This window comes from Pyrobaculum neutrophilum V24Sta, assembly GCF_000019805.1.
Taxonomy (GTDB): Archaea; Thermoproteota; Thermoprotei; order Thermoproteales; family Thermoproteaceae; genus Pyrobaculum; species Pyrobaculum neutrophilum.
The window spans coordinates 643,997-666,607 of the sequence record NC_010525.1; the positions used below are offsets into that span (position 1 = coordinate 643,997).

Below are 22,611 nucleotides of genomic sequence, written 5' to 3' on the forward strand. Positions count from 1 at the left end.
GTGGATAAAAATGTCGGTGATGAGGCCGCTGAGCATTGACGTCGTGAAGCGATTTCAGCCGTCTGACTACTTCTTTTCGGCACGCCAGTCCACCAAGGAGTGGAGGGGCCTCCCTTTGATCTTCATGACGTAGGCTGTGGCAGATAGGGCAGCGGCGACGCCCATGGCTGCCGAGATCACGGCTTGCTTGTAGGGATATGCCACGATGTCACCCGCTGCAAACACGCCGGGGGTCTTAGTCCTACCCTCCCAATCCGCTATTATCTCACCTCTTTCGTTGAGGTCCACAAGATGTTTAACAAAGTCGCTTTTTGTGACGTAGCCCACCTCTACGAAGACGGCAGCCACGGGCAACTCCTGGGTCTCCCCGGTTTTTCTGTTCCGCACGACGATAGACCTCACCTTTGTGTCGCCCTTTATCTCCACCACCTCGCTGTTTGGCATAAAGACGGCCTTCCCCAACCTCCTAGCCTGTTCTATGAACTCGTCGTCGTGTATGGGTTTCTCTGAGGGGTATATCCAGTAGAACTTGTTGGATACCGAGGAGAGTATCGTTACGGGCTCCCTGGCCAGATCGCCCCAACTCACCAGCGCTATGTCTTGCCCCTTGAAGAACGGGGCATCGCAGATGGTGCAGTAGGACACTCCCTTGTTTTTGAACTTAGCCTCGCCGGGTACGCCGAGCTCCTTCGGCGTTTTCCCAAACGCCAGGATGACCGCAAGCGTTTTGTACTCGTCTCCCCCCTCGGTCTTTACGATAAATACGCCCTCGCCCTTTTCCACGGTTTTCACCTCGTCGAAGATTATCTCGGCTCCAAAGGAGCGGGCTTGTTGCTCCACCCTTTTCGCCAGCTCCGGCCCCGAGATCTTTGGTATAGCTGGGTAGTTCTCAATCAACGTGGTCATGTTTAGTTGGCCCCCCAGATCTCTGCTTATCACCAGAGTCCTAAGGCGCTGGCGTGAGGCATATAGGGCTGCTGAAAGCCCCGCTATGCCTGCCCCTATGATTATAACGTCGTAGTCGGCCTCCATAAACGCGCCATCGAGGTGGAGATAAAAAGATTAAGGCGGCAAAGCTTTTAAACTATCTTGATACGCCGCGACAATGTCTTCAAAAGAGCAGGAGGCTCAGAAGGGGAAGCAGGGTTGGATAACCCCCGCCGTTATCCCGCCGGAGGAGTGGGGGACGTTTAGATACAGAGGCAAAACTCTTGAGGAGCTCCTAAACCTCCCAATGGACGAGTTTATCAAGCTGTTGCCGGCGCGCCAGAGGAGGAGCCTCAAGAGAGGGCTAAAGCCGGAGCACAGGAAGTTGCTTGAGAAAATCAGGAAGGCCAAGAGGCTCGCGGCGCAGGGGAAGAAGGTCACCATAAAAACCCACAGTAGAGACATGATAATACTGCCCGAGATGGTCGGCTTAACTATACACGTATACAACGGTATTACCTACATACCGGTCTTCATATCGCCTTGGCACATAGGCCACTACCTAGGCGAGTTCGCCCTCACCACCAAGGTTGTGCAACACGGCGAGCCAGGCCTAAAGGCGACAAGGTCCTCGCTCCACATCGCCGCTAAGTGATGCCATGACGGTCGTGAAGCTACAGTCTAGACCTCGCGCCGGCGACGTCGTAACTCTGCCCAATGGAAAGAAGGTGGAGGTGAGAGACATAGGCTTGCCGTATGTTCAACCTCCGCTGGCCGTATGCGACGACCCCCTCTGTCCTTGGCACGGGCATCTCAAGATTAGGCTGAAGCTGCTTGAGGTCACCGTTGAGAAGGTCAGGATGCACAAAGCCGCCGTGGTGACCCACGAGTGGGTCCACTACATACGTAAGTACAACCGCTACGAGCGTAGAAGGAGAAGGATCAAGGTGAGAGTCCCCGAGTGTATAGAGGTGAAGCCGGGGGACAAGGTGATCATAGCAGAGACGAGGCCGCTCTCTAAAACTATCTCCTGGGTTGTCATAGGCAAGAGGGAGGACCTAATCGCCTGGAAAGCCAAACACGAGACCTTGACCGCCTAGTGCAAAACCGTTTACCGCCTGTCCCTAGGCGTCGCCTAGCGACTTTCTCCTCGCCCATGCCTTCATTAGTAGCCAGGTTATCCCCGGCGTGAGATCATCGGACATGGGGGACAACGGCCAACCTAAGGTTGGGCTACGTCATCAGCTTCTAACCGCCGTTGATGTAGCGCCGGATTGGTTGGCCGAGGGTTGTCGCAATCCAGCTCCTATGCGTTGGCGCGTTTATCGCGGTGTCCGGCGCCTAGAGGTGGTCTTAGAGCGCCTTGCCGCAAGACATGCCCCGTCAAGCCTCGGCGGCACTCCAGATCACAGATAATTACAAAAGCTTTATCTAACGATGATGAAATTCGAGCTTGTCCCTACCGTTCTCGTAGACTCGCGCGAACAAGCTGAGGAGGTAGTACGCCACATAAAGGAGGCCGGTTGCGCCGTTGTAAAAACTAAGCTTGAGGTGGGGGACTACGTGGCTGGCGTCTTTATCTTCGAAAGGAAAAGCGCTTCGGATTTTGTAAATTCTATAATCGACGGCAGGCTTTTCGATCAAGCCGAAAGGCTTAAGAGTGCCGGACTGAGGCCGGTGATAGTTGTGGAGGGTGACCTCTGGGAGGAGCTAAAGTCGAGGAGGGTTTCCCCAAACGCCGTCTTAGGCGCCCAGTTGGCCCTCTACAAGATGGGGCTTGGTCTCATATATACGGAGGATAGGGCGCAGACGGGGGCCCTCCTCTGTCTCGCCGCCAAGAAGGAAGGTGGTGGCAAGGTGAAGGCGCCTGCCGCTAAAAAGGGAAGCGACGTCCGCGCCCTTCAGATCGCGCTTCTGGCCTCTCTGCCCGGCATAGGGCCTAAGCGTGCTGAGGAGCTGTTGAAGAGGTTCGGCACCCCCCTCAACGCCCTCCTTAACTACAGATCGTGGAACATAGACGAGAGACGACATGCCGCGATTAAGAGGATCCTAGAAACTCCGTACTCCTCCGGCTCGCAACTTGACGATTTTCTATAGCGGTTCCCAACGCCACTCTAGACCAGCGTTTCTCTCCTCGAGAGGGCACTCCGGCGGATTCTCAAGCGTCTGCCTAAACTTTTTCGCAAGTTCGGTGGGAACACGTCTCGTGCCTACTACGTCGACTAAGGCAAAAAAGGGCTGGTACCCGAGCCCCCATTCGTAGCCGTGTAGAAAGCTCCACCAGATAGCGGCCACAGGTTTCGCCCTCTTTAAGACATGAGCCATGGCGCAGAGGTAGCTGTATCTCGTCCTCTCGTCTCTTGTTGCTATGCCGAATTCCGTCACTGCAAGAGGCGTAGGGCTCTTCACCTCCAGCAAAGCCGCTGGTCTATAGATAAAACGTAACGCCAGATCTTCGTATCTCCCCACAACGTAATAGTTTAGCGATGTATAATCCATTTCTTTAAACATCTGCATATATTCTATGTGCTGTCTATTTAGGAAAAAGGATACAGCCTTGAAAACTATGTTTCTAGACTCGATTTTCGTGTACGAATGTGTAAAAGATACGGCGACGCCGTAGGATTTCACCACGTCTCTGGCCTCCAGGATGGCCCTCTTGATGTTCTCCAAAGCCCTACGCATGTGCCTAGGCGATAGGAAGCCGTAAGGCGGCAGATCGCCTCTGATATAGGCGAGAAACGTGTACATATTTGGCTCGTTAAAGAGGAGAGCTACGTCTATCAAGCCACCCAGCTCTCTAGCCACGAGCTCGACGTATTGGACAAACCGCCTAGCCACATGCCTCGATTCCCACCCGCCATGTTTCCAAACCCACCTCGGGTTGGTGAAGTGGTGCAGGGAGACCCACGTCTTGAGCCCACGTCTCTTTATGGAGGCTAGGTAGTCTGAAAACAGCCTAATAGACTCCCGGTTGTACTCCCCCTCCCTCGTCTCCACCAACGCCCACTCGACGCCTGTCCTAAACGCGTCAAGGCCTAGCCTCCTGGCGAGGTCGAGGTCCTCCTCGTAGAAGAGCAGGTGGTGGGCTCCCGGTTCGTCGGGGAGGTCGCATCTACAAAAGCCGAAGTGTTGATATGGAGAAACCGCCGCGCCTATCTGCACCTACCGCAGTATTAAGACGGAGGTGTTGGCCGCTAGCGCTACTGCGATAGATGTGCTGTTGTAGAGAAGCGCTGAAGAGCCGTAGTACCCACGCGAGTGTAGGATAACCATGTCGTAGCTGTTTTCAGAAAGCTCTTTCACGATCTCCGAGGCAACGGTTTCGCCTTCGCCGAGTTTCCTCACCTTAAAGCTGTATCTAACCCCCTTCCTAGCCATATGCTCTTCGATAGATCTCTTCAGCTGCTCCACGTCCGCATCGCCAGCGGCTACGTAGACATATACTATCTCGGCGCCGTATCTCTCCCCAAAGTCGGCCGCCACGCTCAAGATCTCCTTCAGCCTGGAGGGATTCATCGGCGAGACTGGGACAAGTATCCGTCTAAACCTATAGGCGAGCTCGTATGACGGCTCATCCACCATTGTGAAATATAGCTAGTGCAGTTTTAAAATTTGGTCCCCTCTACGGCCCCGGCCACAGCTCGCGGAGGCGCCGCGAGGGCGGCCTAGTCCAGGTTAGTCATAGGGGCTGGCTGTATCGATGCCTTGTTCTCCTCGCCTGCGCCCAGAGGCTTCGTTATGAACCAGTCTTAACCCAGCGTGGGGCAATGGTTTTTATGCAGCGCTTTCTGCTACTCCGTGAAGTGGGTTACGCACTACGTCTGGGCGGCGCTTCCGCTGATTTCGGTCTACCGCTGTTCATATCTTCTACTCATTGCGGCGTACGCAATCGCCGCCACTAAGCTCACAGACGTCTTGGCCCACGGCAGAAAGCCCGTCAAAGCGTGGCGGGGTGGCCCCTGGGCCGTGGCAAAAACAGTCCCGTACAGGACGCGTTGGCACGACCCCTGGGCCGTGGCTACGCACTCTCTGACCGCCGCGTCGGTGGCGTGGATCGCCGGCCTCCCATGGGCGTTATGGGCGGCGCTCGGGGCGTTGGGCGGCCTCACCCACGTCTTTCTGGACCGGCTGACGCCGGGGAAGAGGGCGATATCTTGGGTGTACAACGCGCCCGCACTCGTTTTAGGCCTCCTTATGGCTTATTATCTGTGCCTTCCACGCTGACACACTAAACCGGGTCCTCAGGAGGCTTGCGCGTTTCAACGCCTCGCTTGCAAGCGAAAGCCCGCCCTAGGGGTGGTATCGATATTCTGATGGCCGTAGCCCCAGCGTCTATAAACCCAGCGGACGTGCCATGGGGACAGATTCCGCAGCGGGCTAAAAACCGTCGCAAGTCTTTCTGATGTATATGGGCGAAAACGCGTCTTCAGCCGTATCTCTTCCCCTCTGTGGTGAGCTTAAGCGATTTATCGGTTTTTTCTATGGATCTCCACTTAGGCAACGTGCCGAATATGGAGCGTATCGCGTCTATGTTCTCTGGCACCACTATCGACTCCTGGTGGACGCCGTACATGAGGTAGAGCTCGTTTCCGTGGGTGGTTACCGAGTCTCTAAACACGGCCACCTCGGGGAAGTCGCCTCTCGGTCTCCCGAGATCCCTCGCGTATTCGATCACCTGCGCGAGGCTCTGGAAACCCGCCCCAACGTCTGCTAAGAAGATACGCGGCGTTTTAGCGAAAGCCTCTATGACTTGGTCTTTGGGATAGGCTGAATCTAGCTCTATATACGCCATGTGCATGTGCATTATCGTCACAGGTACTGCGACAGCCATAGTCACAATATCGACGTTTCTCAGTATTGTCTGTACGTCGGGGCCGTGGTGGCTAGGCACGGTGGCTGGGTTTGGAACCACGTCGTTGATAGGCCCCTTCTTGTGCTCCTTAGGGTCGGCGCCTCTCCTCGCTATAAATATCCTCGCCTTCTTTATGCCGACGCCGTTGAGGGTTAGCGATGTTAGCACTCTCGTGATTCCTGTGGTGTTGCAACTCACCACTCTGACGTAGCGCTTGCCCCTAGCCTCCTCGTAGTTCGCCAACGCGTTGAAGCTAACCTCTGCCACGTCGGCCTCCTCGCCGCCTTGGAATATGACTGGTTTGTCATACCTCTGGTAGTACTTCTCCTTATTTTCCCGCCCAACGTCCTCAGGCGAGGCGTCGACAACCACGTCGGATGCCTTGATTAGATCCTCTATCGTGCCCGCGGGCTCTATGCCGGCTTTTTTGAACTTCTCAACTCTGTCGGGCAGCGTGTAGACCGGGAAGCCTCGGGAAACTGCGACTTTCGCCTCGTAGTCTGGGCTTACCTTCAACACGCCGGCTATCTTCATGTCGTCTTGTGCAACAACGGCGTCTGCGATTCTTTTGCCTATTGTGCCGTAGCCGACGATGCCTACCCTTATCATAGCCCAAACTTCTTAGCCGATGTTAATAACGCTTTCACAGCAGGCATTTCCTCGCCCCCTATGGTCTGTATAAACGCGCGGCCTCCGGTGGAGACGTGGAACGCCTTGTCTAACACCCCCGCCTTCTCGGCCCCCAGTATCGTGTGGCCGCCGCCTAGTATCAGCCGTTTTTTGGAGGCCGCGCGCATGAGCTCTATCGTGCCTGCGGCGAATCTCTCATCTTCTATATAGCCCATGGGTCCGCTGAATATGACGATCTCGCTGTTTTCGATAAGCTCCTTAAACTGTATCACGGTGGATCGGCCTATGTCCAGCGGCACTTGAGGAAGCGAGTATATATCTACGTCCATTCTGCCGTTTTGATTTACGGCGAAGTCTATCGGCGTATAGATCTGCTTCCCGTACTTGTCCAACAGCGCCCGCGCCTTATCTACATATGGCATATAGCCGCCTTTTTCCACCTCCTGCCTCAGCGCGCTGTTTACAAACCCGTACTTCGCCACTGAGAACACAAATCCGACGAGGCCGCCTACTGCTACGTGCTCCGCGGTGTTGCTCTTCAACAGCTGTTCCACGGCTTTGAGAGTGTCGGAGATCTTCGCTCCGCCTGCTATCAGCAGTACGCCTTTTCCGCGTCTCTCAAAGACCACGCTAAGCGCCCTCAGTTCTCTCTCAAAAACCGGACCCATACACGACGGCAGCACCATTGGGAATCCGACGACGCTCGGCTGCGATCTATGCGCCACCGCGAAGCCGTCGAAAACGAAGTAGTCCCCCAGCGGCGCCAGCTTACGCACTAGATAGGTCTCGGCCTGGGCCTCCGGGACTTTCTCTATAACCTCCTCCGAGAGCAGTCTCACGTTTTCCAGAAGCAGTATCTCTCCCTCCCTCAGCTCTTTGATCTGTCTCCTAGCCTCGGGACCTGCGACGTCGTCTACGAACTTGATCGGTCTCTCGAGGTACTTCTCGATGTACGGCTTGTGGATTTCTAGGGAGGTGAAGTCGTCTTGGCCGGGTCTGCCCTGGTGGGCTAGAACCACGGCTTTCGCCCCCGCCTCAGAGGCCAACTTGAGGGTGGTTGCGTGAGCTCTTATCCTAAAATCGTCAACTATCTTTCCATTTACTATGGGAGAGTTTATATCAACTCTGATAAATAGAGTTTTGCCTTTTCTTAGGCATTTATTGATGTTTGGCAACTGGTCTATAACATCATTAAGTAGCATGTTGGATTGTAAAACCGAGGTTAATAAGTATTACTGATTACACTCGATATATAGATCTATATAACTACCATATCGCCCGTGGCCAAAGGTTATTAAAGGCCGGCCATCTAGATCTATGCGCCTTGACAAATACCGAGAGGCGCTGAAGTTGGTTGCCGCCAAGCTTCAAGAGAGAGATGTAGAGTTCGTACTCGTCGGCAGCGCCGTATTGCCCTTTCTCTACAAGATAGAGTACGACCCAGGCGACATCGACCTATTTATCTTGAACAAGTCCACCGTATTAGACAACGAGCTTTTCGAGGAAATAGCTAGCCAGAACGATTGGGATATGGGGACCTCCGACCACGGCACGATATACTATGAAATAATAGCCAGAGGCGAGGCGGTACGTGTAGATCTGCTGGAGAACATCCTCGACATCTATATCCCACCAGAGCTCCTATCAGACTTAAAACACGTCGACGTCAACGGTCTCAAGATCAAGTCCATAGGCCTAGAGGAGTTGCTTGTGCTTAAGGCAAAGATAGCGACTAGAGAGGCGGAGGAGTTTATTAATGAAGTAGCACGGTTAATACTTGAACGAAACATCAAGATAGATTACGATAAGATCAAAAAATATGCCAATTTATACCCAGAAGATTCTGAAGGTATTTTAAAAAGACTAAGGAGAAACGGTATCTACGTCGAATAGATATAAATAACAGACGTGTTTGAGCCATGCGCGTTTTGTACCTACATACAGAGCGTTTTAGTTGGGAGGTAAAAGAGCCTGCGCTTGATATCAGGGACGAGCCGGTGTCGGGAGGCGCCTCCAACGCCCTCGTGGTGTTTACCACGGTAGAGAGGGGGGACGTCCCCGAGGAGGGATTCCTACGCCAGATCGCCCGCGACATAGTTGAAGTAGCCGAGAAGGTCAAGGCCTCCTCCATCGTTATATACCCCTATGCACATCTCTCAAACGAGTTGGCGAGACCGTACGCCGCGAGAGAAATCGTCAACAAACTGTATGAGGTCGTTAAGTCCGAGTTCCGCGGCGAGGTCTACAAAGCGCCTTTTGGATACTACAAGGCGTTTGAGCTGAAGTGCCTCGGCCACCCCCTTTCGGAGCTGAGCAGGAGCTTCAAGCCCGGCGATTCCAGAGCCGAGAAGAAGGCGGAGGAGAGGAGGGATTTATACATCGTGATTACGCCCTCCGGCGAAGAGCACGACCCAGCTAAGTTCAACTACGACGGCTACGAGGATCTCAAGATCCTCGTCGAGAAGGAGGTGTTCAAGAGGGAGCTCGGCGGCGGTTCTGAGCCGAGGTACCTGGAGTACATGAGGAAGTTCGGCTTCGAGTGGGAGCCTATGTCGGACGTCGGCCACATGCGCTATGCGCCGGAGGCCACCTTGATGATGGAACTTGTGGAGGACTATGCGTACGCGGTCGCCAAATCTCTGGGGATCCCTGTGTTTAAGATAAGGGGGACCAACATGTTTAAGCTGTCGGAGAGAGCCATCGAGTCCCACGCCCGGCTATTCGGCGAACGGCTCTACATCGTTGAGTCGGACACAGACCTCATACTGAGATACGCCGCCTGCTTCCAGCAGTTTGCCATGGTAAAGGACTGGGTCATCAGCTATAGGCAGTTGCCGTTCGGCATGTTGGAGGTGGCCGACTCCTATAGACTTGAGCAACCTGGCGAGACGGTCCTCCTGTTTAGACTAAGGCGGTTCTACATGCCAGATCTCCACATCTTTACGAAGGATCTGGCGGAGGCCATGGAGGTGACCTTTAGACTACACGAGGCGATCTTTAGAGAAATCGGAAAGCTTGGAAGGACCTACGTCTCGCTGTACAACGTGACTGAGGATTTCTACAAGGCGCATAGGCAGTACCTGGTGGAGCTGGCGAGGCGGGAGGGGAAGCCTATACTGGTGAGGGTTCTCCCAGGCCAGAAGTACTACTGGGTTCTAAACGTCGAGTTCCATATAATTGACGAGCTGGGTAGACCCAGAGAAATAGCCACGTTCCAGATCGACGTCGGCAATGCCCAACGCTTCGGCATTAAATACGTTGACGAGAACAACCAGACCAGATATCCAGTGATAATACACACAGCCATCTTGGGAAGCGTTGAGAGGTACCTCTACGCCGTGTTTGACACCTTGGCTAGGGCGGAAAAGGAGGGCAAGGCCCCCCGTCTTCCCACGTGGCTCTCGCCCGTGCAAGTCCGTATTATACCTATCACCAGAGACAACTTGAAGTACGCGGTTGAGGTAGCCGACAAATTCGAGGCCGAGGGCATAAGGGTAGACGTCGACGATAGAGATGAGACGCTCTCTAAGAGGATTAGAGACGCGGAGGTTGCATGGGTACCCTACATATGTGTCGTGGGTTCTAAGGAGGAGGCGGAGGGAGTTGTATCCGTTAGAGAGAGGGGAGGCGGACAGTATAGGGTTAAGCCAGAGGACCTCATTAAGAAGATCAGGGAAGATGTGAGGGGCTACCCTAACAGACCGCTTTATATGCCCCGCTTCCTGAGCCAACGCCCCACGAGGAGCTAGGTCGTTTCCCGCCGTCGCTCTCCGGCAATCGATATATTTTTTCGATCGAAAAGTTTATATAGGGTGACCTACGGCGCGCACGAAATGCAGACGACAACCCAAGTCAAAACCCCGGTGGTGGGCAAACACGTCTACGGCGAGCTGTACGGGGTAGACGAAGAGCTTCTCCGAGACCAGGAAAAGCTCAGGAAGATAGTGATAGAGGCTGCGCATATCGCCAAAATGCACCTCGTCGAGGTTAACTCGTGGAAGTTCAAGGGCGGGGATAAGGAGGGCGTATCCGTAATCGCGCTTGTACTGGAGAGCCACATCGCGATACACACGTGGCCGACATACAACTACGCCACCGTAGATGTGTACACATGCGGCGAACATTCCGACCCCATGGCCGCGTTTAGATACATAGTCTCGCAACTAGCCCCCAAGAGGTTCACGGTCAACTACTCAGACCGCTCATATAGGTAATCTTTCTCTTTTTCGATGTCTAACCTCCTTTTGCTCCTCCTCTGGCAGAGCCCAGACAAGATAGGCAGAGACATCCTAGACAAGGTGGCCTTCGTCGGTACCGCCTATTCCGCAGACGCCGTGAATTTCGTCGTGAAGTCCCTGTATGAAAATCTCAACGGAGTTGACACCGTAATCGTATACGGACCCGACTTAAACGGGGCGGGCGACCTCATAATCCAGGCTCTCCGCGGTGTATGTAACGAGGCCCTGAGAGTACCATGTAAATACGTAGAAAACCTCGGCGTTAGAGTCGTGGATCTGCGCTGGAGTAGCGAGGATCGTCTGAGGAGGGCCGTAGAGGAGCTCTATAAGCCGGCGGCGTCTGAGGTAAGGCCGCGCGTCGAGATCCAGCTAGAGGTTCCAAACAAGAGAATGCCGTATCAAGGGCCGCACATCCTCTACGACAGCGACTTGGAGGCGCTTAGGTATAAAGCCGTCGATTATCTCCTCACCTACGGCCTAGACTCCGGGGACGTGATATACGGGGTGTTGATACTGCAGGTAGGCTCCACGGGGAGCTACCTGACGAGGCCTTGCGACGTTCTACAGGAGTGGCCCTGCGGCCTTGAAAAATCGGCTTTCTTGATAGCTACGCCTGCCTTTGTGCAGAAGAGGGACCTCGAGGCCTTCTACACGGCTAAGCCGGAGATATACAAGAGGGATGTGTACGACCCGCATGGCAATTTCGTAATAGCTGACAGACTGTACCACTACAGCCCTAGGGGTGTTTTGCTGAGACAGCTAGAGCTTGACGAGGCGAACCTACGGAAGGAGGCTCAGAAGTTGTTGCCGGACCACGCCTTTTACCTAGGCCAAGAGTGGGCGGCGTACAAGATCCTAAGAGATAGGTATGTCCAAGACAGGTGGAAGACCGCTGGCGCCGGGGGTGGGATTTGAACCCACGCCCCCTTGACGGGGACGGGATCTCAAGTCCCGGTCAGGCCTGCCGCGCGCAGGTCGCCTTGGGCCGCTCGGCCACCCCGGCGTTTGACTATACCTCCGGGTTTAAATAGCTTGCTTAACGACGTGGTCTATAGGCGGAGATCAGTCTAAGCACCGCGCATACGTCTTGTTCTACACACATCGGCTTGACGGCTTCGTTTGGAGTCTGGAGCACCACGTCGGCGTCGCTGGGGGGATCCGGCCCCACGTGTATCTTGAAACCGATCTTTACGTCGCGGAGACCCTCCACGACTATGTAGTCCGCGGCAACGTCGCCGCAAGACACCTCGCGGGTGTATAGCACGTAGATATCTCCGTTGTAGAACAAGACTCTATCCGCCCCCGCCCTCCTAAGGCGGTGGGTGTCCTTGTGCGGAGGCTCGGGATCGTGGTGGCTGATTTTGACGGCTACTACGGAGTAGCCTCTGCTCTTCAACTCCGAGATAAGCCTCTCGGCCAACACGGTTTTCCCCACGTCCTTCCCCCCGGTGATCTGTATCACGCAGGGGCGCCTCTCCGCCGTGTTCAAGCTCATGAAAGCCTTTTAACCAGATCCTCGAGCTCCCTCAACGCCTTCCTGAAGTTCTCCTGTGCGACATCCGTCGCTATGTAGAGCTTTTTGCCGTCTTTCTCCACCTCCTTCAATACGCCGTCTGCGACCATCCTCTTCAACAATACATAGCCGTAGACTGTGCTGACGCCGAAGCCGAGTTGCCTCAGCTCTTGGATGATCCCGTAGCCGTGTAGAGGCCCCCGCCTGTTGAGTATGCTGACTACGTAGAGCCAGAGGTTCCCCCGCCCTATACACCGCTTGAACCGCAGATAGGCTTTCATCTACTTCGCTTGCCCTCGATGAACTCCACAACCGCTCTATACGCCTCGTCGGGGCTCATGTGGACAGGCGGGTTTTTGAATCCCCACGCGGAGGCGCTTATGAGGGGGCCGCCCACTCCTCTGTCAAGCGCCAACTTGGCCAGTCTCACGGAGTCTGTTACCACCGCCGCGCTGTTCCAGGCGTCGTGGACATCTAGAGTGGCCTCTATCCTTATCGAGAGGCCTCCGAAGATCTCAGCCTCTATGAGGGTGTGGGCAATCTTCCTATCGCCTAGGAATTCGATATAGGCAACAGGCGAAATATATGCGCCGAACTCCTGCCCCCCTGCCATCATCTTCACGGCGGCGGTCTTCGTCTTCTCCTTGTCGCCGCGTCTATACATCAGGTTGACGAAGTCTGGCGTGCCGCCTACGTTTATCTGGTAGGTGTGTTTAATCCTCACGCCTCTGATGGCCAACAGCCTTACCAAGGTCTTGTGAAACACCGTAGCCCCTATCTGGTTCTGGGTGTCGTCGCCCAACAGCGGGAGGTTCCTCTCGGCGAACTTCCTCTGCCACAGCTCGCTGGTGGCAATCGGCGCCGGCATTGCGTTTACGAAAGCAACCCCCGCCCTCAGGGCGGCTTCTGCGTACGCCTCAGCGGCTTTCTTCGCGCCTGTCGGCAGATAGTTCACCAACACCTCTGTATTTGTCGAGTTAAGCTCCTTTACGACGTCATCCACAGTACCCTCTACGATTTTTGGCACTAGGCCTCCCTCCGGCACGCCGTCAAGAGCGGGGCCTGGGCGTACCGTCACCCCCAGCTTCCGCGGCTTAAAAACCACCGTGGCGTTATTAGGCGGCTGAAATATGGCATCTGCGAGGTCGAGCCCCACCTTCCTGGCGTCTATCTCAAAGGCAGATGTAAATACGATGTCGCGGGGGGTGTATTTGCCGATTTCTTTAAAGGCCACTATGGGCTCTAGATCGGGATTCTGTTTATACATCTCTATCCCCTGCACTAGGGCAGATGCACAGTTGCCCACGCCTACGATGCCGACTCTGACGGGCATATCCCTCTTAACAGACCTGTTAATAAACAATTCTGTAAAGACGCTACAACTGGAAGCCTCGCCCTACGAGGCGAGAGGTCGTTAGGTCATCTCCTCTAGGACAACCTCGGCGATATCTTTCACCTCCACGGGGCTTTCCTTAGTTCTTTTCGCGTCTGACAACATGGCGTTGCAGAACGGGCAGAGCGTTACCACAGTCGAGGCGCCCGTGGCCGCCAGTTCCTCAAACCTTATGTGGCTAATCCTCTTCTCCTCAGGCACGTCGTACCAGTAGTTGGCTCCGCCGGCGCCGCAGCAGAAGGTTTTTTCTCCACGTCTTGAGGGCTCTATTAGCTCTCCAAGTTTAACCAAGACTCTCCTCTGCGGCTGAACAACGCCGTTGTGGCGAGCTAGGTAGCATGGGTCGTGGATGGTGTACGCCTTGCCGGCGCTTTTCACCGATATTTTACCTTCTTCCAGGAGTTTCTGGATTATTTCGACGTGGTGGAACACCTCTATTTTAACGCCGAATCTGGGATATTCATTCTTAAATGTGTTATAGCCATGTGGACATATCGTTATAATTTTTTTGACTCCGTATTTCTCAAATATCCGTTTATTGTTAAGCACGATTTCTTGAAATCTGCTTTCCTCCCCCAGCCTTCTTAGAGGGTCGCCGCAACACGTTTCCTCATCGCCGAGAACTGCGACCTTCTCTATAAGGCCGGCTCTCCTCAAGATCTCAACCAAGGACCTAACGATATCCTTGGATCTAGCGTCGAAACTACCCATGCACCCAAGCCAGAGGATGTATTCGGCCTCGGTGTTCTCTCCTACATGCTTAACCCCGAGGTCCCTAAGCCAGTCGTGTCTACCCGTGTTTGGCTGCATCAACGTGTTTCCGTATTGGCCTACCGATACGAGAAGGTCGGCCTTCTTTTGGTCAACCCGCGACTCGAAAACAAGCGCGCGGCGCATATCTACTATATAGTCGATGTGGCGTATGTACACGGGACATTGGTGGACGCAGGCGCCGCAGGTGGTGCATGACCAGACTTCATCCTCTGATATGCCTTCCTGGAAGAGGTCTGAGCCGCCTCTAGCTCTCGCAATTTTTACCACAAATCCCATTGGGCTGAGCGGTCTTTTCGCAACAAATGCGGGGCACACCTCCTCGCAACGGCCGCATCTTGTACACGCGTCAAACATTATGCCGTAGAGCCCTTTCCACTCCTCCCTCCTCCTAACGCCGACCTTAACCTCGCCGCTCTCCAACACTTTCTCCAGCTCAAAGGGCGTGTTGAGCTCGCCTAGGCGTCTCTCCTCTAGGAGGAAGTTCGCATAGGCGATGTACATGTGGCGAAGCGCAACAGGCGAAAACGCCATCGTCAAAAACGCCGCGGCTATGTGTATGAAGTACGATACGACGTAGAGGTCATGTGGGATCTGGGGCAGTAGGTATGTGAGGGGGGACCAAGGCGAGGGTCCCCCTAGGTAGCTCTCGGCTCTATACCTCCTCATCACTACGCCCGTGACGCCGATTACCAAGAACCCAAGCAACGTCAGAATGTACGGCTTGATATCGTCGTGTATGGATCTTCTCGCATAGACCCTAGCTACGCCCGCCACAGACGCGTAAATGAGCAAAACCGCCGCGACGTCCAGTAAAAACCTCATCGCCAAGAAGAGCCTCCCCTCGTACGGCGCGCCGGTATACTGAGACACAGCCACCAATAAGGTACCCACCAGAGAGATTGCCAGGCCTACCACAAGAAGGAGGTGGCCCACGCCGCCCAGCGTCTCATAAGAGAGGAATCTGTAGTGGGGGAGGAACTCCAGCAGAAAACGCGCCGCTCTGCCAGGCTTTCTCACGGTGTGTACGAAAACTCTGGAAAGACCCACCTCTCTATATGTCTTAGACATGCCGTATATCCACGCCACAACAGATAGAAGGGCTAGGAGGTAGACCAGAAGCTGCGTGTACCACGGAAGCCCGAGATACTCGACGTAGCGAGCCGACATGTCACCGGGTAGCCACGTTTCTACATATCACCTCAAAGGGACATCTACCGCATCTAGCCGCGGGGGGTCTATCCGAGCTCAACACCTTTTTTATCTCCATGAGCAACTCCACCGCTCTATCGTCTCTCTCAACTCTCTCGACCTTATTTCTGTACACAAGATATCCATACCCGGCGTTTAGGAGGTAGATATATATCTGCAGTTGCTTCCTGTGCGCCTCCTTCGACGCAAGACCTGTCTTCACCTCCACAGGTATGCTACGCCCCCCCTTCCTAATTACGACGTCGATAACGCCGACGAGATCCCCCACCTCTACCTTATACTCGGTGATCACGTTATCGAAGGCTGAGACCGCCCTTTCATACCTCTCGTGGAGCAACCTCCCGCGGACCAGCGAAATGGCCGAGCTCTTCGTGAAGAGCTTAAGCCCGAGCTTATACTGAACCCACAACAGCCTAGGGCAGTACTCGAAGTCGTTGATTACGGAGGGCGAGATTCTCCTAAAGTCGTACCTGTATGCGTAGACGTCTGGAAGTAGCCTAAAGACCTCCTGCTCCTTTTTCATCTCCTCCAGCGCGCTGTCTGCGTCAATCGAATTCTCCAAATCGTCGCAGTTCACCAAGCTACAGATGGGCCTAGGAAGCAGAAGCTCCATCGCCGACCCTCAGCACCCGGCCGAAGATCCTTGTAGGCCCGTTTCTAAACACGAAGACCCCGCCGTCTATATGCCACGGCCTCGCTAACTCTATCTTGACGATGCCGCTGTCGCCAACCATAAGCTCGCCCTTGTCTATCTCCCTTATATATGCACTAGTCCTAACCGCCTTGTAGTGGAAAACCCCCGAGAAGCCTGCCCTAATAACCGTGGGATGTCGCAACACGAGGACGTCTGCGACGACCTCCCTTGCCGCCCCAAGAGGCTTGCTAGACAGCACCATGCCCTTCTCCACCTTGTCCACCCTGTCTAAGCTGACAGTTATGAAGCTTCCAGCTCCGGCGGACTCCACAGGCGTTCTGTTTATGTGTATGGATTTTATGGTGGCCGAGATCCAATTCCCATCTCCGTAGGGGCCTACCCAAACCCTATCTCCAACTCTGGCCACGCCCCTCTCCACCAGCCCTCCAACGACTACGCCGACCCCCCTAACTAGGTATATATCCGATATATACATTAGGAAGTCTCCTCCGTAGTCCCACTTCCTCCTCCTGGGCAGTATAGAAAGAAAACGCAGGAGAAGATCCAGCCCGTGCCCAGTCACGTTCGATACGAAAAATATCGGGGCTACGCGCCCCGCCGGCATGGCCTTTGCGGCCAGCACCACATCGCCTAGATCTCTAACTACGTAGGGGATCTTGCTCACGCCAGGCATCTTCACAACTTTAACCACATCCTCGAGTGTTCTCTGGAACACCTCCTGAGGCGCGATGTCGACCCTCGTGATGACTATAAACACGGGCACGCCAAGCGCAACCGCTATGCCTAAGTGCTCCTTCGTCATCTTCTGAACGCCTGAGTTGGCCGCCGCGACCAACATCACGTAGTCCGGCTGCGAGCTGAAAAGCCCCCTCAACGCGGTTCTCAGATACCTCTCGTGGCCTCCCACGTCTACTAACAGAACCAATTTGTCCGAGCGTCTATACACCTCGGCCTCGTCCAGCGGGTCGATGAGCTGGTGGTTCACCGCCGAATCCGCCCTAAACCCCAGAAGCCGCATAGACACCGCGGAGGTGCGCCCCGTCAAAACCTCATGCTTGTACCTAGAGGCGTAGGCTCTGGCTGACCCCTTCCCATCGTCAAGCTTCCCCGTGGTCAGAACCCCTACCAGCGTGGATTTCCCAGCGTCTACGTTGCCCAACACGACGACTGTGACCGTCGGAGGCGGCTCCTCCCTTGTAGCAACCCTCAGCAGAACCTCCGCCACCTTCCCCCTTATGCCCTCGGAGATGCGCAGGATATGCAACGACGCTCCCGCCCTCTTCGCCACCTCGCGCAACACGCCCAACGCCTTAACCAACTCATCGTCGGGAAGCCCTAGAGGTCTGCCGTCGTTAGAAACGCCGACTAGGTAGATCGCTTCCCCGCCTCCCTCAGAGAGGCGCCTTTTCAGCTGTCCTGCCAACCTATCTATATCTGTAGACCCGAACGTAAGCTTATACTCTACGTTCCCCTCCTCGCTTTCCGGAGGAAAACCCACTATAATACTCTGCTATTTATTCTTCTTTCTAGATACAGCCTCAGATATTATCTTCAGTGCCTCTTCCCTGCCCTTGAATTCCTTGACCTTAACCCACTTCCCCGGTTCCAGCTCTTTATAATGCTCAAAGAAGTGCTTAATCTGGCTCAACACGCTTTCAGGCAGATCTTTTACGTCTCTTACTCCGGCGAAGCGGGGGTCGACCTTTTCATGCGGCACCGCGATTATCTTCCTGTCGACTCCCTCCTCGTCCTCGGTAATTAGTACCCCAATCGGCCTGGCCCTAATAACTACGCCGGGAAGAAGCGTCTCATGAGTAACCACAAGGCAGTCGAGCGGGTCTCCGTCCTCCTCCAGAGTTTCAGGTATGTAGCCGTAGTTGAATGGGTAGAACATCGCCGTGTACAGAATCCTGTCAACGACAATCGCCCTCATCTCTTCATCGAATTCATACTTGATGTTGCTACCCTTCGGTATTTCTATAAACACGTAGATATCCTCAGGCGGGTTCTTCCCCGCTTTCATGCCGGGGTCTTTCGGCATGATTATAAAGATTTTTTCCCTTTGGAAATCGGTATACGTGTTCTACACGTATACGCAATACTTTAAAGTCTTTGAGATGCATGCGACGTGCCTCTTGAACGTGTTGTTGAATTCAAGATAGCGGGGAACGTAGACACGTTGCCTGAACTCATATACTTCATTGGCAAAGCGAGCGTTGCCATGTTCGAGGACCGCCCTGAGAGACTTCCAAGGCCCCGGGACCCTTCCGTGGCGCAGAGGCTGAAGAGGCTAGAGGAGTTGCTCAACCCACTCCTCCAATACCTCCAGCCACAGCAGGTGAAGTTGCCTCTGGAGACCCTAGAGAGGCAGCTGGAGGATGCGATAAAGAAGCTTGAGGCTCTACATAGAGATGTCTCCTATAACGTACGGCTTGCTGAAGAGTTGAGGACGAAGCTCGCGCTATCTCGCGACGTCGCCCCGATAAAGACTGCGGCGGTGCCTAAGACCGAGACCTTAGACGTATTTGTCGCACTGCCCGGCAGAGCGCTAAAGGAGGCGCTGGAGCTGGCGAGATCGCAGGGCGCAACCGTGGTACAGCAGGGAAACGCCCTCCTCATCGCTGTGGAGCGGAAAAACGTCAAGCAGCTAAAAACAGCGCTGGAGAAGCTTGGGGCTAGGGTATTGACGTTGCAGGAGGTTGCAGATATAGAGCCGCCGAGCGCCATAGAGGAGAAAATAAAGAGGGTAGAGGAAGAGCTCAACTCCACGATAGTAAAACACCAAGATCTCCTAAACTACGCATACACGCTCAGGGAAACGGCGGCCAAGGTCTTAGACGTATACTTTAGATCGGCGGTCGACGAAGGCGCCGAGATGAAACACCTCTTCGAATCGCATGAGCGCGAGATCAAGAAGCTAGAGGAGCAGCTGGCCACCCTGAGAAAAATCGGGAAAGTGCTAGAAGGCCTCCAAGCCTCCAGCTTAAAACTCCCTGAAGGCTACAAGCTGTATGTAGATCCCGAGATGCCCATAGAGGCGCCGCATATGATCCAAGAGATAAACGGGATGAAGGTGGCGCTTGTGAGAGGGGAGGCCCGTGGGGTAGAAATACCGCAGGAATACCTCCAAGACGTTAGAACAGGCATCGAGCTGGTTAAAAAGGCGGAGGAGTCGACCAACGCGGCTCTCCAGAGGATCAAAAGAGAGCTGGAGTCCCTGGAGAAGCTCTACCAAGAGTTTTCGCTATATGGAGACAAGAGGTGGGAGGAACACGCAGACACCGCCTCAGTCACCTTCTACGTCCTTGAGAAAGACGTTGGAAAACTAGACGAGGCCCTGGCCGAGTTCATCAAGCGCAACGTCGGAAAGTTGGATATAGTTAGAAGACTTCGCTACAAGTACCTAAGAGATGTCCCAGTAGAGAGAAGGCCGACCGTCGAGAGATATCCAGCTCCAATAAGGCAGTTTACGAAGATAGTCTACATGTACGGGGTGCCGAGGGCCGACGAGTTAAGCCCTGCCCCCCTCGTAGCGCTCCTATTCCCGGTATTTTTCGGCTGGATGTACGGCGATCTTGGCCACGGCTTCTTGCTGTTTCTCCTGGGGGTGCTTCTAATGACGAAGCTGTACGGGGGGAGACACAGAGACTGGGGGGTGATATGGGCTCTAACTGGGCTGTCGTCGATGTTTTTCGGCGCATTCGTCTACCAAGAGGTCTTCGGGTTTGGCTTAAAGGAGCTTGGCATAAAGATGCCCACGCTCCCGTTGCTACACCTATTCGGGGTACATACGCTGGTGGAGTCGGAGGGGGTGATAGTGGCCATGAGGGCGGCGTTTCTACTCGGCTTCCTACTTGTCCTCCTGGCCTTCCTCTCTAAGGTGGTAAACACCGTGCTACGCGGGGAGCCAGACGTCGCGGTAGGCATCGTGTTACCTCAAGCCTTAATCTTCCTCTCGCTGGGCATGGTGTTCTTCAGCCTCATAAAAGAGGCCTTCCACATGGAGTTCCTAGCCCCCTTGTTGCAGCTCCCCTGGATGTACATCTTCCTAGTCGCCTTCATCTGGAGCGCGGCCGGCATGCTCATACTTAGGGCTAGGTATAAACACCATGAGGAGGCCCCGCCCCTAACCGAGGAGTTCATCATGGGGTTCGTGGAGGGGTCTCTGGCGGCTCTTGCAAACATTCCAAGCTTCTCACGTCTAGTAATACTGATACTTATCCACGGCGTTTTGACAAAGTTAGCTAATGGCGTAGCCATAGCCCTAGGCCCCGCTGGGATACTCTTTGCAGTGTTTGCACACGCCCTAATAGCAGCGGGGGAGGGCCTCTTCTCGACGGTACAATCGCTACGTCTGACCTTCTACGAGATATTCTCCAAGTTCTACGAGGGCAGAGGCCGCCTCTTTACGCCCCTGGCGCTTCCATAATGGAGGTAATTGCGGAGATAACACCGCTTAGAGACAGAGATAAGGTACTCAGAAAGCTGGAGGCCATAAAGCCGTATGTGGAGAAGGTAGATATCCCAGAGTCGCCGGGCGGTAAACCGACAGCTCACTCCCTGGCCGTTGGCGTTTTAGCGAAGCAGCTGGGGCTGGAGCCCATAGTCCACATAAGGCTCCTCGATGTGAACAAGACCGGTTTTAAATCCCTCCTCGGCGGCGCTCACATACTCAACATAAAATACGTCGTGGTTCTACAGGGAGACCCCCCGGCGGAGGGCAAGCCGGTGGGCGAAGTCGCCACGGAAGACGCCGTGGCAGAGGCGAAGAAGATGGGGTTTGTGGCGGGGGCCCTCCTCAGCTTCAAGAGGAACTACCGGGAGCGGATAGCGCAACTAGGCGCAGACTTCTACCTAGCGCTACATCTGACGGACCCAAGGCAACTGGATGGCCTGCCGCCTGCGGTCTATCCCTACATAATGATAAAAACCGGGAACAACGCCGCGCTTCTCGAAAGGCTGAGGCAGACGGCCGTGGATCTCCAACAAGCGCTAAAGTTGGTGGAGGAGCTCGACGGGTTGGTCCCCGGCGTGGTCCTGTCGGCGCCCGGAGACTTCGAAGCACTCCTCGCGGCCCTTAGGGAGGTCAAAAGGCGCCGCAGTTAAAAAGCCTCCTGTCGCGGTAGCCCACTAAATACGTCCCCCTCACCAACAGCCCCAGATCGTAGACGTAGAACCGGCAAAGCCGCTTTGGGACAGCCACCACCCTATTGCCCACAAGTATTAGAAACGTGTTGTAGGTCTCGCCCACGACCACCCCCCTGGCCCGATATGGACAACCGTATGTGGAAACTTCCCTCCCCAGCAGATCTATGCAGCTATGCACTAGGGCGCCTCTCCTCCCTCTCAATGGTGAGGATCCTCGCTATCGCCCTCCTGATCTCCCTAATCCTCCCAGGCTTTTCCACAAAACCCCTAGCCCTCTGCGTCTCAAGTTTCACAAGCTCCGCCCTGAGCTGGTTAAGCAACTCGCGCCTCTCCTCAGGCTTCATCCCACGTATAACCTTTGCGTTAAGCTTCTTCTTCTCAGAAGACATAGGGGGTTGGGAAGAGACGGTTTTTAAAAGTTACTGCTGGCCAGCGGCCTCGGGCTTAGTAGGCGGCTTTATCTTGTATTCGTCGGAGTACTGCAGAGCCGCCGGGGCAATCCTCACCTCGATCCCGTAGATGCCGGGCTTGAGCAACACATGGACGACGGCCCTCCTAACCCTGTTCTTCGCGTCGTATCCTATCTTGTACAGCTTGCCGTACGTGTGTTTCTCAAAACGCGCCCTCTCCGTCGAGAGCTTTCCGCTCACAACGATCTCAAACCCCTTGGCGCCGGCCTCCATAAGCTGTCTCACAGCCACAAACATAACACGCCTAAACCTCACCCCCTTAGCCATGGCGTTGGCGATGCGGTAGGCAACAACCTTGGGGAACATCTCGGGAGCCTCTATCTTAGAGACGTCGATGACGTCAATCTGCGGGTTCTCCACCCCCAGCTTGTTCATCAAGATGTTGCTAATCTCCTTAACAATAGCGCCTTTTTTGCCGATAATCCTAGAAGGCCTCTCGGCATAAATAACTATGCGTGTGCCAAGCGGCGTCTTCAAGATCTCGGAGTCGATATAGCCATACTTGCTCAGCCTATACTCGAGAAACTCCTTGATCATCCACTTCTTCTTGTTCTCCTCCAAGATCTTCTTATAGACAGGCAACCTCCTCTGCACAGCAGACATCGCACCCACTATAGGCACCATATTTAAAGTTTTCCCTAACCCCGGCGGCAAACGCCCGAGACTTGAAGCACACATAGGGTGTTAACCTCCAGGGCCGTTTGAGGTTAGCCGTTTGACCCCAGGCGCGCCGCCCGTGCCCTAATTTTCGCTTGTAAGCTCAGCAAGGGGTGAACCGGTCACCGCTCTCCATAAAGGA

At 54.6% G+C, this 22,611-nt stretch carries 25 protein-coding genes and 1 tRNA gene; 10 read left to right on the plus strand and 16 right to left on the minus strand.

Going from position 1 to position 22,611, the window contains the following annotated elements; translation table 11 throughout:
• Positions 1–66: 66 nt before the first annotated feature.
• A complete protein-coding gene (locus tag TNEU_RS03615) occupies positions 67–1,032 on the minus strand; it encodes an NAD(P)/FAD-dependent oxidoreductase (RefSeq protein ID WP_012350082.1) in 966 nt (321 codons plus the stop codon).
• Between the two features lie 73 nt (positions 1,033–1,105).
• Here TNEU_RS03615 and TNEU_RS03620 point away from each other — a divergent pair, with 73 nt between their 5' ends.
• From TNEU_RS03620 to TNEU_RS03630, 3 genes are all read left to right on the plus strand, one after another.
• Entirely contained in the window at positions 1,106–1,582 is a 477-nt protein-coding gene (locus tag TNEU_RS03620) for a 30S ribosomal protein S19 (RefSeq protein WP_012350083.1), read from the plus strand.
• A 4-nt stretch (positions 1,583–1,586) separates the two neighbouring features.
• Positions 1,587–2,027, plus strand: coding sequence for a 30S ribosomal protein S17 (locus TNEU_RS03625; RefSeq protein ID WP_012350084.1), 441 nt, complete (start codon positions 1,587–1,589; stop codon positions 2,025–2,027).
• A 337-nt stretch (positions 2,028–2,364) separates the two neighbouring features.
• Complete coding sequence (locus TNEU_RS03630) at positions 2,365–3,024, plus strand: ERCC4 domain-containing protein (RefSeq protein WP_012350085.1); 660 nt, start codon at positions 2,365–2,367, stop codon at positions 3,022–3,024.
• Here TNEU_RS03630 and TNEU_RS03635 read toward each other — a convergent pair.
• Positions 3,019–4,092, minus strand: coding sequence for a family 1 glycosylhydrolase (locus TNEU_RS03635; protein ID WP_012350086.1), 1,074 nt, complete (start codon positions 4,090–4,092; stop codon positions 3,019–3,021). The genes TNEU_RS03630 and TNEU_RS03635 overlap by 6 nt on opposite strands.
• Positions 4,093–4,512, minus strand: coding sequence for a universal stress protein (locus TNEU_RS03640; protein ID WP_012350087.1), 420 nt, complete (start codon positions 4,510–4,512; stop codon positions 4,093–4,095).
• Positions 4,513–4,728: 216 nt separating this feature from the next.
• On the opposite strand from TNEU_RS03640, the gene TNEU_RS03645 reads away from it, so the two are divergent.
• Positions 4,729–5,154, plus strand: a complete 426-nt coding sequence (locus TNEU_RS03645; RefSeq protein ID WP_012350088.1) for a hypothetical protein — start codon at positions 4,729–4,731, stop codon at positions 5,152–5,154.
• A gap of 202 nt (positions 5,155–5,356) precedes the next feature.
• Here TNEU_RS03645 and TNEU_RS03650 read toward each other — a convergent pair whose 3' ends face one another.
• Positions 5,357–6,391 (minus strand): type II glyceraldehyde-3-phosphate dehydrogenase, encoded by a 1,035-nt coding sequence (locus TNEU_RS03650; protein WP_012350089.1) that lies wholly within the window; start codon positions 6,389–6,391, stop codon positions 5,357–5,359.
• Positions 6,388–7,614, minus strand: coding sequence for a phosphoglycerate kinase (locus TNEU_RS03655; RefSeq protein ID WP_012350090.1), 1,227 nt, complete (start codon positions 7,612–7,614; stop codon positions 6,388–6,390). The genes TNEU_RS03650 and TNEU_RS03655 overlap by 4 nt, the downstream gene beginning before the upstream one ends.
• 115 nt (positions 7,615–7,729) lie before the next feature.
• Here TNEU_RS03655 and TNEU_RS03660 point away from each other — a divergent pair, with 115 nt between their 5' ends.
• The 4 genes from TNEU_RS03660 (at position 7,730) to TNEU_RS03675 (ending at position 11,565) form a co-directional block, all read left to right on the plus strand.
• Positions 7,730–8,305 (plus strand): nucleotidyltransferase, encoded by a 576-nt coding sequence (locus TNEU_RS03660; protein WP_012350091.1) that lies wholly within the window; start codon positions 7,730–7,732, stop codon positions 8,303–8,305.
• 26 nt (positions 8,306–8,331) lie between these two features.
• Positions 8,332–10,161 (plus strand): threonine--tRNA ligase, encoded by a 1,830-nt coding sequence (locus TNEU_RS03665; protein ID WP_012350092.1) that lies wholly within the window; start codon positions 8,332–8,334, stop codon positions 10,159–10,161.
• 84 nt (positions 10,162–10,245) lie between these two features.
• Positions 10,246–10,626 carry an adenosylmethionine decarboxylase gene (gene speD / locus TNEU_RS03670; protein WP_148682483.1) on the plus strand — a complete coding sequence of 127 codons (381 nt, stop codon included), beginning with the start codon at positions 10,246–10,248 and terminating at the stop codon, positions 10,624–10,626.
• Between the two features lie 15 nt (positions 10,627–10,641).
• Positions 10,642–11,565 carry a hypothetical protein gene (locus TNEU_RS03675; RefSeq protein WP_012350094.1) on the plus strand — a complete coding sequence of 308 codons (924 nt, stop codon included), beginning with the start codon at positions 10,642–10,644 and terminating at the stop codon, positions 11,563–11,565.
• Here the strand turns inward: TNEU_RS03675 and TNEU_RS03680 are convergent.
• The 8 genes from TNEU_RS03680 to ppa form a co-directional block, all read right to left on the minus strand.
• Positions 11,544–11,653, minus strand: a tRNA-Ser gene (locus TNEU_RS03680). The genes TNEU_RS03675 and TNEU_RS03680 overlap by 22 nt on opposite strands.
• A 33-nt stretch (positions 11,654–11,686) precedes the next feature.
• Positions 11,687–12,145, minus strand: coding sequence for a molybdopterin-guanine dinucleotide biosynthesis protein B (locus TNEU_RS03685; protein ID WP_012350095.1), 459 nt, complete (start codon positions 12,143–12,145; stop codon positions 11,687–11,689).
• Complete coding sequence (locus TNEU_RS03690) at positions 12,142–12,444, minus strand: PadR family transcriptional regulator (protein WP_012350096.1); 303 nt, start codon at positions 12,442–12,444, stop codon at positions 12,142–12,144. Before TNEU_RS03690 ends, TNEU_RS03685 begins: the two co-directional genes overlap by 4 nt.
• Positions 12,441–13,496: an inositol-3-phosphate synthase gene (locus TNEU_RS03695; protein WP_012350097.1), complete on the minus strand. Its 1,056-nt coding sequence runs from the start codon at positions 13,494–13,496 to the stop codon at positions 12,441–12,443. The genes TNEU_RS03690 and TNEU_RS03695 overlap by 4 nt, the downstream gene beginning before the upstream one ends.
• Before the next feature lie 81 nt (positions 13,497–13,577).
• A complete protein-coding gene (locus tag TNEU_RS03700) occupies positions 13,578–15,497 on the minus strand; it encodes a (Fe-S)-binding protein (protein ID WP_012350098.1) in 1,920 nt (639 codons plus the stop codon).
• A 1-nt stretch (position 15,498) separates the two neighbouring features.
• A complete protein-coding gene (cas4, locus tag TNEU_RS03705) occupies positions 15,499–16,152 on the minus strand; it encodes a CRISPR-associated protein Cas4 (RefSeq protein ID WP_012350099.1) in 654 nt (217 codons plus the stop codon).
• Positions 16,133–17,692: a GTP-binding protein gene (locus TNEU_RS03710; RefSeq protein ID WP_012350100.1), complete on the minus strand. Its 1,560-nt coding sequence runs from the start codon at positions 17,690–17,692 to the stop codon at positions 16,133–16,135. The genes cas4 and TNEU_RS03710 overlap by 20 nt, the downstream gene beginning before the upstream one ends.
• A 12-nt stretch (positions 17,693–17,704) precedes the next feature.
• Positions 17,705–18,217 carry an inorganic diphosphatase gene (gene ppa / locus TNEU_RS03715; RefSeq protein WP_148682325.1) on the minus strand — a complete coding sequence of 171 codons (513 nt, stop codon included), beginning with the start codon at positions 18,215–18,217 and terminating at the stop codon, positions 17,705–17,707.
• A gap of 105 nt (positions 18,218–18,322) precedes the next feature.
• Between ppa and TNEU_RS03720 the strand changes: the two genes are divergently transcribed.
• Positions 18,323–20,623 (plus strand): V-type ATPase 116kDa subunit family protein, encoded by a 2,301-nt coding sequence (locus tag TNEU_RS03720; RefSeq protein WP_012350102.1) that lies wholly within the window; start codon positions 18,323–18,325, stop codon positions 20,621–20,623.
• Entirely contained in the window at positions 20,623–21,300 is a 678-nt protein-coding gene (locus TNEU_RS03725) for a methylenetetrahydrofolate reductase (RefSeq protein WP_012350103.1), read from the plus strand. The genes TNEU_RS03720 and TNEU_RS03725 overlap by 1 nt, the downstream gene beginning before the upstream one ends.
• Here the strand turns inward: TNEU_RS03725 and TNEU_RS03730 are convergent.
• From TNEU_RS03730 to TNEU_RS03740, 3 genes are read right to left on the minus strand one after another with little or no spacing between them, the layout of a single operon-like run.
• Complete coding sequence (locus tag TNEU_RS03730) at positions 21,281–21,520, minus strand: ribonuclease P protein subunit (protein WP_012350104.1); 240 nt, start codon at positions 21,518–21,520, stop codon at positions 21,281–21,283. The genes TNEU_RS03725 and TNEU_RS03730 overlap by 20 nt on opposite strands.
• On the minus strand, positions 21,513–21,731 hold the full coding sequence (gene rpmC, locus TNEU_RS03735) for a 50S ribosomal protein L29 (protein ID WP_148682326.1): 219 nt from the start codon (positions 21,729–21,731) through the stop codon (positions 21,513–21,515). Before rpmC ends, TNEU_RS03730 begins: the two co-directional genes overlap by 8 nt.
• A gap of 30 nt (positions 21,732–21,761) precedes the next feature.
• Positions 21,762–22,415 (minus strand): 30S ribosomal protein S3, encoded by a 654-nt coding sequence (locus TNEU_RS03740; RefSeq protein WP_148682327.1) that lies wholly within the window; start codon positions 22,413–22,415, stop codon positions 21,762–21,764.
• Positions 22,416–22,611: the final 196 nt, after the last annotated feature.